At 61.6% G+C, this 14,044-nt stretch carries 17 protein-coding genes, 1 tRNA gene and 1 pseudogene; 17 read left to right on the forward strand and 2 right to left on the reverse strand.

Features of this window, described 5'->3' with window-relative positions:
- Window positions 1-63: 63 nt before the first annotated feature.
- Window positions 64-1,494 (reverse strand): hypothetical protein, encoded by a 1,431-nt coding sequence (locus tag MET49242_RS03750; protein ID WP_036280781.1) that lies wholly within the window; start codon window positions 1,492-1,494, stop codon window positions 64-66.
- Between the two features lie 527 nt (window positions 1,495-2,021).
- Here MET49242_RS03750 and MET49242_RS03755 point away from each other — a divergent pair.
- The 3 genes and pseudogenes from MET49242_RS03755 (at window position 2,022) to MET49242_RS26065 (ending at window position 4,838) form a co-directional block, all read left to right on the forward strand.
- Window positions 2,022-2,240, forward strand: a complete 219-nt coding sequence (locus tag MET49242_RS03755; RefSeq protein WP_036286789.1) for an alkylphosphonate utilization protein — start codon at window positions 2,022-2,024, stop codon at window positions 2,238-2,240.
- 255 nt (window positions 2,241-2,495) lie between these two features.
- A pseudogene (locus tag MET49242_RS26525) lies at window positions 2,496-3,260 on the forward strand (DUF4118 domain-containing protein); the annotation flags it as partial.
- A 204-nt stretch (window positions 3,261-3,464) separates the two neighbouring features.
- A complete protein-coding gene (locus tag MET49242_RS26065) occupies window positions 3,465-4,838 on the forward strand; it encodes a PAS domain-containing hybrid sensor histidine kinase/response regulator (protein WP_244430682.1) in 1,374 nt (457 codons plus the stop codon).
- 109 nt (window positions 4,839-4,947) lie between these two features.
- On the opposite strand, the gene MET49242_RS03765 is transcribed toward MET49242_RS26065, so the two are convergent.
- Window positions 4,948-5,020 (reverse strand) — tRNA-Ser (locus MET49242_RS03765).
- Between the two features lie 139 nt (window positions 5,021-5,159).
- Between MET49242_RS03765 and MET49242_RS03770 the strand changes: the two genes are divergently transcribed.
- From MET49242_RS03770 to MET49242_RS03830, 14 genes are all read left to right on the forward strand, one after another.
- Window positions 5,160-6,422: a site-specific integrase gene (locus tag MET49242_RS03770; RefSeq protein WP_036286796.1), complete on the forward strand. Its 1,263-nt coding sequence runs from the start codon at window positions 5,160-5,162 to the stop codon at window positions 6,420-6,422.
- Between the two features lie 20 nt (window positions 6,423-6,442).
- Entirely contained in the window at window positions 6,443-6,817 is a 375-nt protein-coding gene (locus MET49242_RS03775) for a hypothetical protein (protein ID WP_144259453.1), read from the forward strand.
- 66 nt (window positions 6,818-6,883) lie between these two features.
- Window positions 6,884-7,093: an AlpA family transcriptional regulator gene (locus tag MET49242_RS24710; RefSeq protein WP_144259454.1), complete on the forward strand. Its 210-nt coding sequence runs from the start codon at window positions 6,884-6,886 to the stop codon at window positions 7,091-7,093.
- A 485-nt stretch (window positions 7,094-7,578) separates the two neighbouring features.
- On the forward strand, window positions 7,579-7,935 hold the full coding sequence (locus MET49242_RS03785) for a hypothetical protein (protein ID WP_036280787.1): 357 nt from the start codon (window positions 7,579-7,581) through the stop codon (window positions 7,933-7,935).
- On the forward strand, window positions 7,932-10,040 hold the full coding sequence (locus MET49242_RS03790; RefSeq protein ID WP_036280790.1) for a bifunctional DNA primase/polymerase: 2,109 nt from the start codon (window positions 7,932-7,934) through the stop codon (window positions 10,038-10,040). Before MET49242_RS03785 ends, MET49242_RS03790 begins: the two co-directional genes overlap by 4 nt.
- A complete protein-coding gene (locus MET49242_RS24715) occupies window positions 10,037-10,363 on the forward strand; it encodes a hypothetical protein (RefSeq protein ID WP_144259455.1) in 327 nt (108 codons plus the stop codon). The genes MET49242_RS03790 and MET49242_RS24715 overlap by 4 nt, the downstream gene beginning before the upstream one ends.
- Entirely contained in the window at window positions 10,347-10,628 is a 282-nt protein-coding gene (locus MET49242_RS03795) for a hypothetical protein (RefSeq protein WP_036280792.1), read from the forward strand. Before MET49242_RS24715 ends, MET49242_RS03795 begins: the two co-directional genes overlap by 17 nt.
- Window positions 10,625-10,858 carry a hypothetical protein gene (locus tag MET49242_RS03800; protein WP_036280794.1) on the forward strand — a complete coding sequence of 78 codons (234 nt, stop codon included), beginning with the start codon at window positions 10,625-10,627 and terminating at the stop codon, window positions 10,856-10,858. The genes MET49242_RS03795 and MET49242_RS03800 overlap by 4 nt, the downstream gene beginning before the upstream one ends.
- Window positions 10,855-11,079: a hypothetical protein gene (locus MET49242_RS03805; protein ID WP_036280797.1), complete on the forward strand. Its 225-nt coding sequence runs from the start codon at window positions 10,855-10,857 to the stop codon at window positions 11,077-11,079. Before MET49242_RS03800 ends, MET49242_RS03805 begins: the two co-directional genes overlap by 4 nt.
- Complete coding sequence (locus tag MET49242_RS03810; RefSeq protein ID WP_036280799.1) at window positions 11,076-11,396, forward strand: helix-turn-helix domain-containing protein; 321 nt, start codon at window positions 11,076-11,078, stop codon at window positions 11,394-11,396. The genes MET49242_RS03805 and MET49242_RS03810 overlap by 4 nt, the downstream gene beginning before the upstream one ends.
- 27 nt (window positions 11,397-11,423) lie before the next feature.
- Entirely contained in the window at window positions 11,424-12,449 is a 1,026-nt protein-coding gene (locus MET49242_RS03815; RefSeq protein WP_036280800.1) for a hypothetical protein, read from the forward strand.
- A 15-nt stretch (window positions 12,450-12,464) separates the two neighbouring features.
- Window positions 12,465-12,833: a hypothetical protein gene (locus MET49242_RS03820; protein ID WP_036280715.1), complete on the forward strand. Its 369-nt coding sequence runs from the start codon at window positions 12,465-12,467 to the stop codon at window positions 12,831-12,833.
- A 9-nt stretch (window positions 12,834-12,842) separates the two neighbouring features.
- Window positions 12,843-13,211 carry a hypothetical protein gene (locus MET49242_RS03825; RefSeq protein ID WP_144259456.1) on the forward strand — a complete coding sequence of 123 codons (369 nt, stop codon included), beginning with the start codon at window positions 12,843-12,845 and terminating at the stop codon, window positions 13,209-13,211.
- A 103-nt stretch (window positions 13,212-13,314) separates the two neighbouring features.
- A complete protein-coding gene (locus MET49242_RS03830; protein ID WP_256378611.1) occupies window positions 13,315-13,752 on the forward strand; it encodes an HAD family acid phosphatase in 438 nt (145 codons plus the stop codon).
- Window positions 13,753-14,044: the final 292 nt, after the last annotated feature.

The raw sequence follows: 14,044 nt of genomic DNA on the forward strand, positions 1-14,044 counted from the left end.
GATCAAGGCCGCGCAGTGTAATTGCGCGGCCTTTCTCATGTAATGGCGCATCGCGCGGGGGGCTCAGCCGGCTTGCCCGACCGCAGCGCGGTCGCGGTCGATGAAAGCGACGAGCTCTTTCGCGCGGTCGGAGAAAATTTGCAGCTTCCCCGTGTCGAGCGGTTCGCTCAATCGCTGAAGCAGCAGCGTGTCTGCGCCGTCGGCGAAGGCGGGGCCGAGGCCGGAGAAGAAAAAACCATTTTTGCGCGCTGCGGCCGTCAGAATGGGCAGGCCGGGATCGCCGACCGGCGCGGAGAGCCGGATTGCGCTGGCGCCGAGGCCCACGACGTCATTGAGCGCCTGTTTCAGCTCGATGGCGGCGTTTTCGCCGATCGACTGGAAATGAATTTCGCCATATCCGCGGCCATCGGCCTTGACGCTCGCGCGGGACTCCGCGCGCATCGGCGCCGCAGGTTCTGCAATCGTCGCGGAAACGCCGAGGCTCTCGTAAATTTTGAGTATCGCCTCGCGATAGGGCGCGGGCGCATGAATGACGCGCGGCGCAGGGGGCTGAAGGAAGCGAAAGGCGAGGAGCAGGCTTTGCCGCTGCCCCGCTGTCGGCGCCGCAAGCCCCTTCGGGCGCATGTTCTCCGGCGCGGCGCCGAGCAATACGGCGCAAACGGGCATTCCCGCGCGCTCGTCATTGCGCTGGGAGAAAATATGCACCGTCACCGGTTCGGCGAATATGCCCTGAAGGCCGATTTTCGGCGCTTCCTCGCTGAGGCGCCCGGTCATGAGTTCGAGCAGATGATGACCGCGATAGGCCGGCAGCACCACGGCCTCGCCACGTTCGGCGATGCAGGCGCCGGGTTCGCGCTCCAGCGCGACATGGCCGACCACCTCGCCCCGATCATTGCGCGCGATCATTGGAACAAGCTCGCCGCTTTCCACCTTGGCCCAATATCTGTGCGGCGAGAACACTTCGGAATGAATATAGTTGTGACCGTAAACCTCCAGAAAGCATCGTGCGATGGCGGCCGTGTCGCTTTCCTTCGGGGGCTCGATGCGGAAGGGGCCTGTCGTTGGGGGCGCGTCCCCCGTCGCCGTCTCGTCGGCGAAATGGGCGAGCTCCGCCTCCTCATGCAGACTGCGATGCAGGCTGATTTCCCATCCGTCGATCCCACGCTCACGATAGGAGAGGCCCGCTTCGCGGCGCAGGCGTCCGGAGAGCGTCGGAAGCAGATTCGAGAAACGGTGGTGGCCCTGGAGCAGAATCCTTGCGCTGACCTCCTTGCGGGAGGACAGGAGAGCAACATGGACGCGCGCCCCGCCCGATCCATGGGCGCAGAGCGCCAGCCAGGTCTCCAGCGCGTCTTCAGCGATCTGGCCCGCCGCAAAATGCTGCACGCCTTCCGCAAGCGACGCTTCACGAATGAAAGCCCTCACGAGTTCGCTGTGCGACGGCTCCAGAACGATCTGCAACTCCGAGTGTCGGGAAGAGGGTTGAGCGCTCACGATGCTGAGGTCCGATCCGAAATTGCTGGAGAGGCCGAGTCTAGCAATTTCATTGCTGGTTCAAAAAGGTAAACAAACAGCGGACGGACTGCGTGCGCCTCTGCGCAAGACGCTACGAATGAAAACAAGTTCGCGGCCGCGCAAACAAGAAAACGCCCGGCGGTTTGCGCCGGGCGCTTCTCATTCGACTGGTCTCTAAACATAAGGCGAAGGGATAACGCGCATCCGGAAGAATGGTTCCGTCGCATGCGTCGCCACGCTTCCAGAATCTGGCGGGTCCTTCCGCGCTCTGCGTCTCGACGCCGTCGAGAGTGAAACCCGGTGCGGCAGTGTGACACAGCGTGGCGAAGCTTGTGGCTGTTTCCTCTGGAAGTGTACAATTTACCTCGCTGACGCACCCCAGACGCCTCTCCGTCAGTTGAAGCGGCCCGAGCGCGTAAATCCAGCGACGGGCCGTTCTCAATTTTGGCTGCGCCAACGGTCCTGTTCCGGCGCTGATGCGAAGGCGCCGACAAGCGGAGATATTCATGACAGTAATAGTGAGAGACAGTAATGGCGCGGAGCTGAAAGACGGCGACTCCGTGACTCTCATCAAGGATCTGAAGGTAAAAGGTTCGTCAATCGTGCTGAAGCGCGGCACGATGATCAAGAATATTCGCCTCACCGACGATTCGGCCGAGATCGAATGCCGCGCCGAAAAAGTCAAGGATCTGGTGCTCCGGACGGAGTTCGTAAAAAAGGCGTGATGAGGCGCCGATCTCCCGACTGCTGCGGCCCGAGCGCGGATCGAGCGCCGGGACGCAGGTCGCCGCGCCACTGACGCAAGGGGTTCAACGTCTGACTGTAAAATTTTTTGCTTGTTTTCAGGGACAATCGATCGGCCAGCGCGGCGCGCGTCCGAAATTCCGGTCCGAGGCGGATACTGCGCCGAAGCGTCCTTAGCGCCACGCATTCGCTTGATTCGGCCAGCATAAATATCTAGCTTCCGCTGAGCATGGACCGTGGCTATCTTCATTAACGCAAATCGAGAAGACGCCTTGAAAGCTCGCCAGTCATTGACTTGGCGATCATCTCGGCCGTCCCGTTATGGCTTCGCTTTGCTTGCAGTCGCCGCGGCGACCGCGTTGCGCTTTTGGCTGAGCGAGTTTCTGATCTCGCAACCTTTCGCCACCTATTTCCTCGCGACGCTGCTCGTCGTGGTGGTCGCTGGCCCGGGGCCGGCGGCGCTCGCGACTTTTCTGTCGGCGGCGAGCGCTGTTTATCTTTTCGTTGAGCCGGTCAACAGTTTCGAGATTCGGAACGTGGCCGACATCGCAAGATTGTTGATCTTCGTTACGATTGCGCTCGGCATGTCCGCCATGGCGGAAATGATGCGTCGCGCACGCGAGGTTGCGGTGGAAGCGCAGATAAATCTCGCGAAAATCGAGATGTTTCAACAAAGCGAAGCGGCGCTGCGCGCCAGCGAAGAACGTTTGCGAGTCGCCAATGAGCGATTCACGGCGGCCCTCGAGGCGTCGCCCGTCGTCATATTCGAGCAAGATCGCGAATTGCGCTGCATGTGGGTTCACAATTCTGCGCTTGGTTATGCATCCGAAGAAATTATCGGGAAGACTGACCATGACCTTCTCGAACGAAAGGAAGACGCCGATTGCCTTGCCGCAATCAAAAGGCGCGTGCTGGACACAGGTCAGCCGGCCCGTGAAGAGGTCTTCGTGACAAGCGACGGCAAACCGCGCTATTTCGATCTTCATGTGCAGCCGCGTCGGTCGGGCCATGAGGTCATAGGCCTGCTTTGCACCGCCGTCGATATCACGGAGCGAAAACAGTCCCTCGATCGGCTGCGTAAAAATGATCTGCGCTTGCGGATTGCGGTGGACGCCGCCTATGTCATCTCCTTCGAATGGGACATTCAGCGCAACGAGGTTCGCCGCTACATCTCGACGGATCCCGGCCTGCCGCCAACGCCGGAAATGCAACCGAGCACGTTCGAGGCCGTTCAGCAAGCCGTGCATCCGGATGATCGCGCCTTGTTCAGCGCCAATGTCCATGCCGCACTGGAGAGTCGGGAGGGGCTATATGAGAGTGAATTTCGCATCGTCCGGCCGGACGGCGCCGTAGCGTGGCTATTTGAACGCGGTCGCGTGGAGCGGGACGCCGAAGGGCGGCCCGCTTTTCTCATCGGGCTCTCGCAGGACGTTACGGAGCGCCGCCGCATCGAGGAGGCGTTGCGCGAGGCGGACCAGCGGAAGGATGAATTCCTCGCGACATTGGCGCATGAACTGCGCAATCCGCTGGCGCCGCTCCGCAACGCGATCCGCGTGCTTCGCCGTGACGCGGGCAGGCTGTCGGAGGAGCAGCGCGGGGAGCTGTTTGCGATGTTCGATCGCCAGACCGAGCATCTCGTCCGACTTGTCGACGACCTTCTGGAGGTTTCGCGGATCACGCGGGGGAAGATCGACCTGCGAAAAGAGCGGGTCGATCTCGCGACGATCCTGAGGAACGCGATCGAGACCAGTCGGCCGGCCATCGAACGCGGGGGGCATGAGCTACGGATCGATGCGGGCGCGGAGAGGTTGATCCTCGACGCGGATCCGGTGCGACTCGCGCAGGTGTTCAGCAATCTCCTCAACAACGCCGCCAAATATACGGAGCACGGCGGATCGATCGCGCTGACTGTAGAGCGGCGAGGCGACGAAGCGGTGGTGAGTGTCCGCGACAGCGGCGTGGGCATCCCGCCCGAGATGGCGCCAAGGGTGTTCGACATTTTCACCCAGGTCGATCGCACGCTCGGCAGGTCGCAGGGCGGGCTCGGCATTGGTCTCGCGCTCGTCCGCAACCTGCTCGAGATGCATGGCGGCTCGGTCGAGGCCCATAGCGAAGGGCTCGGCCGCGGGACAACTTTCGTCGTCCGTCTGCCAGTTGCGACGGGCGGCTTGCAGGAGAATACGTCGAAGAAGGAGCTGTCGGCGCCGCCGAGGGTCGACCGCCGAATCCTCGTGATCGACGACGATCACGATGTCGCGGACAGCCTGGTGATATTCCTGAAATCATTGGGAGCGAGGGCCCGCGCGGTCTATGACGGCGTTGCGGGCCTCGACTCGCTCGAACATTTCAGGCCAGAGATCGTTATTCTCGACATCGGCATGCCGGGAATGGACGGCTACGAAACCGCCCGTCTCATTCGCGAGCGCCCCGAAGGCCGCAATGCGATTCTGGTGGCGTTGACTGGATGGGGGCAGCAGCAGGTCCACGACCGCGCCCGAGCCTCGGGCTTCGACCACCAGCTGACGAAACCGGCTGACCTCGATGAACTCGTGACGCTGCTGAAATCGCTGGAAAGCTGAAAGCGCGCGCATTTCCCCGCGACAGGGTCAACAATGCGGCAGGGCCGGCGACGCCGAAACCAAAGCCGTTGAGACGGCGCGAAAATCCTGTGCGGACCGTTGAAATGAGTGGCTCCCCGAGTAGGACTCGAACCTACGACCTAGCGATTAACAGTCGCATGCCAACGGATGACGACCGGCGACAAGCGGCGACAACATTCATTCTGTATCCTGTTGAAAATCAACGATTAATCTGGCGCTATTGCGACATGTCTTGATTTGTCATAACGATCGCAGACATAATCAAGCGCTTACCTCAGCGCTTACCTTTTGGAGCAGACGATGGCGAAGCTGACCGTCAAGGCGCTCGAATCATTGGCGCCGCGCCAGAAGCCATACGAAGTGAGGGACGACGCGGAGCCCGGCCTTTGGGTTTGCGTATTGCCAAGCGGGCTGCGCTCCTTTGTCTGGCGATATCGCTTCCACAATAAGACGAAGAAATTGACCATCGGCCCGGTAGGGCTCGCAGAAGCCCGCAGGATGGCCCGGGACGCGCGAAACCTTCGCGACGACGGAACGGACCCAGCGCTTGCGAAACGAGCGCAGCGCGTCGCCAAAGCCGAGCAGGCGCGACAATTGGAGCGCGAAATTAAGAAGCTGCCCGAGCAAGACGACGTTGAAACCGTCATCGCGGCCTTCATCGAGCGACATTGCGAGCCGAAGTTGAGAACCGGACAAGCCGTCGCGCGCGTGCTGCGAAAGGACGTCGCGGGGCCATGGAAGGGCAGGCGGCTTTCGGAAATCACGCGCGCCGATGTTCATGAGCTCCTGGACGGCCTCATTGATCGCGGCGCGCCGGTTCAGGCAAACCGCCTTCTGTCATATCTCAACAAACTATGCCGTTGGGCCGTGTCGCGCGGAATCGTTGCGCACAATCCGTGCGACGGGATCGGCAAGCCGTCGCAAGAGAAAAGTCGCGACCGTGTTCTAGACGATCACGAGTTACGGCTCGTGTGGCGCGCCGCTGGGGAGCTTGGATGGCCGTTTGCGCCGATCATTCGTTTGCTGATCTTGACTGGCCAACGCAAGAGCGAAGTCGCCGAGGCGACGTGGAGCGAATTTGACCTCGATGCGAGGGCGTGGCGAATTCCGCCTGAGCGTGTCAAGAACAAGCGACTTCACACCGTGCCGTTGTCGCCGCAGGCCGTGGCGCTCCTGAAGAATTTGCCGCGTATCCAATCCGCCTCTGACCTCGTCTTCACGACGACCGGAAAGACCTCGGTTTCGGGTTTCTCGCGAGCGAAGCGCAACATCGACGTAGCAGTGAAGGTGCTCAATGCCGGCACGCAGATACCAGCATGGACGATTCATGACCTTCGTCGCAGCGCTGCGAGCGGCTTGGCCAAAAACGGCGCCGAGCTGCACGTCATAGAGCGCGTGCTGAATCACGTTTCGGGGGCATTCGCCGGAGTAGTGGGCGTGTATCAGCGGCACACGTTCGCCGATGAAATGCGAGCCGCGCTGGACGCGTGGGGGCGTCATATCGAGCAAATAACCTCGGAGAAAGCGGCGGGCGACGCAGAGCTCGACACCGTGGAGGCATGACGATGGCCAAGATTTTTTTCGTGCCGCCGGACGAATTCGACACGCCCGACAAGGTGAAGAAGGCTCTGATCGAAGCATTGCGGGCACAAGCGCCATCTGGCGCTCTGGAACAGGCTGTCGCCGACATGCTTGATCCTGCCGGCAACAGCGAGTTCCGCCTTGTGGTGACGCGGAAGCGGGGGAGACCCGGACAGAATGGCCGGGAATGGTTTCTCAGGTTACGGGAAGTCGAAGAAATTTACGACGACGCCCCAAGCGAACGCGAGGCCATCGAAACCGCTGCCGATAAGCTTGGAATTTCCGAAGTCACCGCGCGAAAATACATTCGTTCGATCAAGGAATGTCGGGCAATCCTGGCGGCCGAAAGGGACGCGGAAAGGCAATTCGACGAATAGGCTTTTTGCAGTCTCTGATTTTTCGCAATATCTGAAATGTCGTCCATTCACCAATAGGAGGGCGACATGTCTCAATCACCGGTCAAATTTTTATCGTCTGCGGCAATATCCCGTAGATACGACGTCACGCAGCGCACGATCCTGCGCTGGATCAAAAACCCGCCGCAGGGATTCCCTCAGCCTATAAAAATTGGCTCGCGCAACATGTGGCGCGAGGATGAAATTCTTGAATATGAACGTGTTGCTTCGCTCTCGCAGGCCACCGAGGCGGCGTGAAACATGGCTGTCCAAAAACGGCGAAGGCCGCCCCGGCGAGACGCTGGCGGCGACCTTCAAAATGAGCGGCTTGGCGGCGGGCTCGACACGACGCATACCAAATCGAACTTTAATCTTCAACGCCTGAGCGGCCTTCAGCGGGGTCAAATTATAGCGAGCCGCATCCTCGATGCTGGAGAGGAAAAAGCCGTCGAGCTGACGTTCGAGATCGAAAACGGCGCGCCCGTCAAATCAAGTATTCGATATCGATCGGGGGATGAACGAGCGCAGGCGGCGGGACAGCGGGCGCTTGCCGAATTGTGCGCGGCCTGCGGCCATCGTGGACCGCTCGAAAGCGTGGAAATTTTGCACGGAATTCCGATTGGCATGCACTTCAAGCGCGGCGCCGACGGGTTGCGGATAGATCGCGTCGAGCGCGCGCCGCCGCCGCTGGGCGCCGCGCCGTTGTGGCCGGCCGCCGCTGCTGCCATCCGGGAGGGCCGCTCATGAACGCGACCGTCATCCCATTCAAAAAGAAGCAAAAGCGCGACGCCCGCCCTGCGTGGCTGATCGTCGCGTCGACATGCGATTGCTGCAAAACCGCCATCAGCATTTTCGAGCGGGACCGCATCGCCGACGACGATGACGCCTGGGCTGATAACGACCCGAGCGAGTTGGCCATTCCCGCTGACGCATGGCAGCCCGCCGTCGCCGATGCGCCGCGCCGCTGGTCTGCGAAAACCGGAGACCCGATATCGCCCTGCTGCACCGCTGTTTACGTTGAGGATAAGGCGACGAAAGAAGCCATCGAGGATGAGGCGTTACGCCTTCTTTATGCCATCGCCAAGGAGGGCCGCAAATGACCTTCCTTGGCATCCCCTTCGACCCGGCCGAGCATCCGCCGCGCCTCCACAACGACGTCGCCGCGCACGAGCTCGCGGCGGCCGGGCTGCATGTCCACCCCTGCGACGCAACAAAGCGGCCGCTCACGAAATGGAGCGAGTCGTCGTCCATTGACGCCGCCCGCATAGATGATTGGTGGACACGATGGCCGGACGCTTTGCCGGCCATCGACCTCGCGTCCGCTGGCCTGCTGGTCATAGACGCAGACCGGCATGGCGGCCCGGATGGCGTCGCCGCGTTCGACCAGTTGGTCGCCGTCCACGGGCTGCCCGATGGCGCGCCCGTCATCGAAACGGCGCGCGGCGGGCTGCACTACATCTTCCGTAACCTTCCAGACCAGCTCGGCAACCGCGAGGGCGGGCTGGCGGGGCGGGGCATCAACGTTCGCGGCGCCGGCGGATATATCATCGCGCCGGGCTCGATCCTGCCCGATGGCAGATGCTGGCGCGAGGCGGACGGCTCTCCGACACTCGTGGAAGCCTATTCGTCCGGGACCATTCCAGAGGTTCCGGCGTGGATCGTGGCCCTTATCCGCGACAAACCAGCACGTCCTGAGCCGTCGCCTTCGCCCTCGCGCCCGCCGGGCTCGCGCGAGGAAGCATATGCGCGCGCGGCCATCGACGACGAGGCCGCGAAGGTCGCGGGCGCCGCTGAAGGCGGGCGAAACAACACGCTCAATGCCGCCGCCTTCGCCGCCGGCCAGATGGTCGCCGCGGGCTGGATCAGCCGGGAGGAATGCGCGTCGGTGTTGCTCGCGGCGGCGGCGACCTGTGGGCTCTCGAGAGGGGAGGCGATGGCCACGTTTGGGAGTGGCTTCAACGCCGGCCTGAAGCAGCCGCGCGGGGCGCTGGAGGATCGTGAGCCGCCGGCAATAATGTATGACCCGAAACCGCGCGCGACGATCGTCGAGAACGGCGTGGTGGCCGACGCCGAGACGGGCGAAATTCTGCGGCAACCGGCGGGAGAGAGTGGACGCATCGGCCGCCTCGGCATTCTCACAAGCGCGCAATTCGTGGCCGGCTTCACGCCGCCAGACTACTTCCTCGACGGCGTTTGCCAACGCGGCTTCCTCTATTCACTCACAGCCGCCACGGGCGCCGGAAAGACCGCCGTCGCGCTCACCATTGCGGCGACGGCCGGGGGCGGCGGGGGAACGCTCGGCGGCCGTGAGGTGATGGGCGGAAAAGTCCTATTCCTTGCCGGAGAAAACCCGGACGATGCGCGAATGCGCTGGATCGCGATGGCGCATCATTTCGACTTCGATATCGCCACGATTGGCGTCCGCTTCCGCCCGACCGCTTTCGATATCTCGAAATCGCTTCCAGACCTTCGGGCCGAGGCAGAGGCCGCCGGCGAGTTTTCGCTGATTATCTGCGACACGTCGGCGGCGTTCTTTCAGGGCGACGACGAAAATTCAAACACACAGCTTGGCGCCTACGCTCGCACGCAATTGAGAAAGCTGACCGAGCTTCCCGGCCGGCCGTGCGTCATCGTTCTTTGTCATCCGACCAAAAACGCATCGGCTGACAACCTCCTGCCGCGGGGAGGCGGCGCGTTTCTCGCCGAAGTGGACGGCAACCTGACGGCGTCAAATACGTCCGGGATTGTCACGATGCATTGGCAGGGGAAATTCCGCGGCCCCGACTTCGAGCCGCTCCGCTTCGCGCTCGAAAAGGTCTCGACACCGAGCCTTGTGGATTCGCGCGGCCGGGAAATTCCATCGGTCATCGCCCGGCCGCTCGACATGCGCGAGGCAGGCGCCCTGGCCGCTGACGAGCGGCGTGAAGAGGACATTCTCCTTGAGCTAATGCTTGACCACGAGGCCGCGTCGATTGCCGAGCTGGCGAGGTTGGCCGGATGGACGACCGGCGACACGCCTCACAAGTCAAAGGTCGCGCGTATCCTTCAATCTTTCGCGGCGGAGCGACCGCCCCTCGCAAAGAAAATTCGCGCGCATTGGACGCTGACCGGTAACGGCCAAGAAGAAGCCGCGCGCGTCCGCGATGAGCGAAGGAAGGCCGAGCAAACCGCCGCCCGATTTTCTCGATTGGGAGAGCCCGAATGACCCATTTCGAGCCCCAAAAAGCTGGAACGGCGGCTGGAACGGCAAGAGCGAAAAACACCCCCTATCGTTCCAGAAATCGTTCCGGGAACGAAAAGCTGGAACGATTGCCCCTCAAAACAGCCTTTATGCCAATAAAATCAAGCCGTTCCATTGGAACGATCTGGATAGGCAAAACAGTAGGGAAGGGGGGGGTGTTTACACCCCCTCCCCTGTTCGGAACGTTCCACACCCTTCCTAGGAAGGGAACGCTGGAACGATGGAACGATTTTCACGGCATGACCTTAACAATAAAACAAGGAGCCGCCGATGAGTTGCAAAGCTGAAGTTGTCGCCTTCGTCCACTCCCCCGCCCGCACCGAGGCACGATTCGACGGGAAGCCTTTCGCCAAGCTCACGGCACGGGAGAAGCGGGGGCGGAGCTGGAACGTCGTCGCGGTCGCGGACGCGGTCCGCGGCGTCGCCATGGCCCTGCGACCTGGCCAGCGCGTCCGCGTCATAGGCGTTCCGTCGTTTCGCATTGACGAAGGCGCTTCCACTCCCCGCCTCCGCCTCGATATACGCGCCGATGCGATCGAGGTGCTGGCATGAGCCGCCCCGCTCCACTCGTCCGCGACCTGGCCGGCAATCTCGCCTTCCGCCTCGCCGTCGTCGAGCGCGTCGTCGCCCATCTCCCAGATGACGCAGGCGCCGCGTTGATCGCCGCCCGATCGAGACAGTGCGCCCGCGAGATGCTCGCGACCTTCGACCGGCCGGACCCCGACACGATGCTCGAGTTGCAAAAGGCCGTCATGACCGTCGTCGAGGAGGAAATGAGATGACGCTTTCCGAACTCGCCCGCCGCGTCGAGAAGCTCCGCCCCTCGCATCGCGATCCTGAAAACTTCTTCATCGAGAGAGCCGAGATCGCATTCGCCCTGCGCCAGATCGCCAAAAACGACCCGCCCGTGCGCGAGACGAAGGCGACAGCTACGACGCTAGCTCCGAGGTGGAAAAACGCGCCAGCTGCCCCCTGTGGCCCGCAGAGAGGAAAGGCACGATGACCGCCGATGAACTTCGCACGCTGGCCCGCCAGCTTCTCACCCTCGCCGATCAGCTCGAAGCCGGCGGACCCGCTGCGCCCGCGACGGAAGACATATGGCTCTCCACACCAGAAGCCGCATCGCTTGTGGGCGCCTCTCGCTCAACCGTCATCCGATGGGCGCGACGGTTCAAATGCGGTCAGCAAACGTATACCGGCCAGTGGAGGTTTCATCGCACGCGGCTATTGGAAATCGCACTAAACGAGGCGCAGCGTGACGCAAATAACGCGAATGACGCAAATGACGCGGCTATTCACAATGTCGCCGAGCGGGCCTAGTTTTCGACTCAACCAAGAGGTGAGCCTGTGAATTTCTTGAACCCCTTCCGCACCGAGTCCGCCGAAGTCCGCGAGCCGGGCGGCGGAGCTAATCCAAACTTCGTGCTCGACCCTATCGACCGCTTACCTCCCGCCGCCGCCGACAAGCTCCGATCAATCCGGCGTGAGGCGTCCGACGCGCACGCGGTGTTGCGACCTTTGCAAGACGAGCTGGCCGAACTCCGCGAAAAGCGCCAGCGCTCAGAAGTGTGGATCGTTTCCTATCTTAACGGCCGCCATGATGGCCGCGCGCACCGCGAAGACGATCCTGCGATCATCCGCGAGCGCGAAAAAATCGCGAAACTGACGGCGGAGATCGAGCGACTTCAGGTCGCGTATGACGAGCGGGCCGCGAAATGGCGGCAGCTGGCCGCGGTGCGCGAGACCCTCGAAAATTACATCAAGCGCCTGTCCGATCCGGTCGAGGCAGCGCCGCCTGTTGCCGCGACGCTCGGCAAGGGCGAGACTCATCAGCAGGCGGTCGCGCGCGTGCGCAAGCATTGCGAAAAATTGCGCGAGGACGCGCAGGCGGTCGCCGACGCACCTATTCATTCGAGCGTCGCAAAACAGATGGCGCGGACAAAAATCGAAGCCCTCGCCGAGCGCGGCCGGCCGAACACGCTTATCTCGATCGAAGCTGGCCGACCGTTCGAATTTCCCACTGTCATCGCGGGCGGCGGCGCCGTCGCAGTCGAGGGGAAGATGGTCTCCCTGCCGTTTCATCGCGTCACAGACACTGAGTCGATGTTTTGTTGGCTGCACCGCGACTCGCTCATCGCCGCGATCGAACGCGAGATTGACGAAAATTCCGACGACGCATCGGCGCTTTCGCCCGAGACCCGCGCGAAGAAAACCGCGCAGTGCAAATCCGCAATTCTCGCCGCCGAGCGCGACGAGGAATCGTTGATCGCGGCGGCGCAGGAAGCCGGTCTCACAATCCATCGCCGCCCCGAATGCGATCCTCGCGCCGTGCTGGGCCTCGCCGACGCCGCCCCGGCGCCGCGCGATAGCTGATCAAGGGGATCGGAAATGGGCGCGAGGGAAAACCAGAATGTTTCGTTTTACGCTGGCGACCGCGTCACCCTTCGATTCCCCCTTGCCGATGGAACCGGGCTCGCCCCGGCGGCGCTCACGAGCCCGGTCGGGCATTTCAGGATGGCGGCGACGCTCGATGGCGTTCCAGTTCTGTCGAAATCGTCTCCGGCGTCAGGGGCGTCTGTCCTGCAAGAGAACATCGGCGGCGTTCAATGGTGGGTGCTTTACGTCTACTTCGAGGAAGAAGACACGAAGACCATTCCGGGCAAATACTTTTATCAGATCCGGGTTGTCCCGAATGAAGGCCCGTCAGTCGTCGCAGCGGGCATGATCACGATCAAGCAACTTATCAAGACACAATAGGAGATGAAAATGAGCAAACTTTACGACGGCGAAGAACTCGAACGTCAACGCGCACTCGGTCGCGCCGAGGGATTGCAGCAAGCGCACGACGACGGGTCATTTGACCAGGGCTTTCTCGACGGAAAATTGACGGGGCTCGCGGAGGGCCGCGAGGCCGGCTTCGCGGAGGGGCTTACACTTGGGGCAAAGGACGAGCGCGCCCGCATAACCGCAATCTTGACGAGCGACGCCGCACGCGGACGAGAGGCAGCGGCGCGGCACCTCGCCTTCGAGACGGAGATGAGCGCCGAACAGGCCATCGGCGCCCTGCGCACCATGACGAGCACGTCATCAATTGGTGCGCGCCAGGCGGCGGCGATCATTTCTCACGGGCGCTGACAGAGGATTCGCCACGGGCTTTACTGTTCCCCCGTGGTGAAGGCGGCGGCCGGGGCGCGCTCATCCCGGTCGCCGCATACAAAGAGGCGATAGAGGAATGGGTATGAGGGCGTGGATATTCGATCTTGATAAGACGATGGCTGACAGCACCCATCGCGCGCACCATCTTCGACAAGAACACCCTGACTTCGATGCGTGGCGTTCTGACACGGCGGGCGATAGCCCGATATCCGAGATAGTTGAGATCGCCAAAATGGCGCGATCATCAGGCGTCAAAGTCATCGTGATCACAGGTCGGCGCGAGGCTGATCGATGCCATACATCAGCATGGCTCGACGCTCACGGTATCGCTATCGACGCCATGTTTATGCGGCCGGATGGACTGCGCAATGCCGACAATAGCGCCGTAAAGCGCGGCCTACTCTACAACGCACGCGCCAAAGGCTATCGCCCTGTCCTTGCATTCGATGATCACATTGAGTGTTGCGGCATGTATCTCGAAGAGGGCGTGAGGGCGTTATGGGTCGCACAATACGGTTGATGCAAGTCAAATGGAAAACGACGTTCAATAGAAAACATCTATAGATGATTGATGTTGCCTTTGCCGTAACCATTGTTCGCACAGGCAGCAAAGTGGACGATGTTCATTCATAAGTAATTGAAAAGATTGATGGTTCCTTTTGGCTATTTTTTCGGCCGAGCGCGGGCGGCGACCCCGATCTTTGATTATATTGGGTTTTTCCATTTTTCAGGTATTGTATTACCTCACCACTATAGGAATTTTCTATAAATGGCTGTGTCTTAAAGACTTCTCCGATCTTCCAAGGCTCGCT

It is taken from the genome of Methylocystis sp. ATCC 49242, from assembly GCF_000188155.2.
Lineage (GTDB): Bacteria > Pseudomonadota > Alphaproteobacteria > Rhizobiales > Beijerinckiaceae > Methylocystis.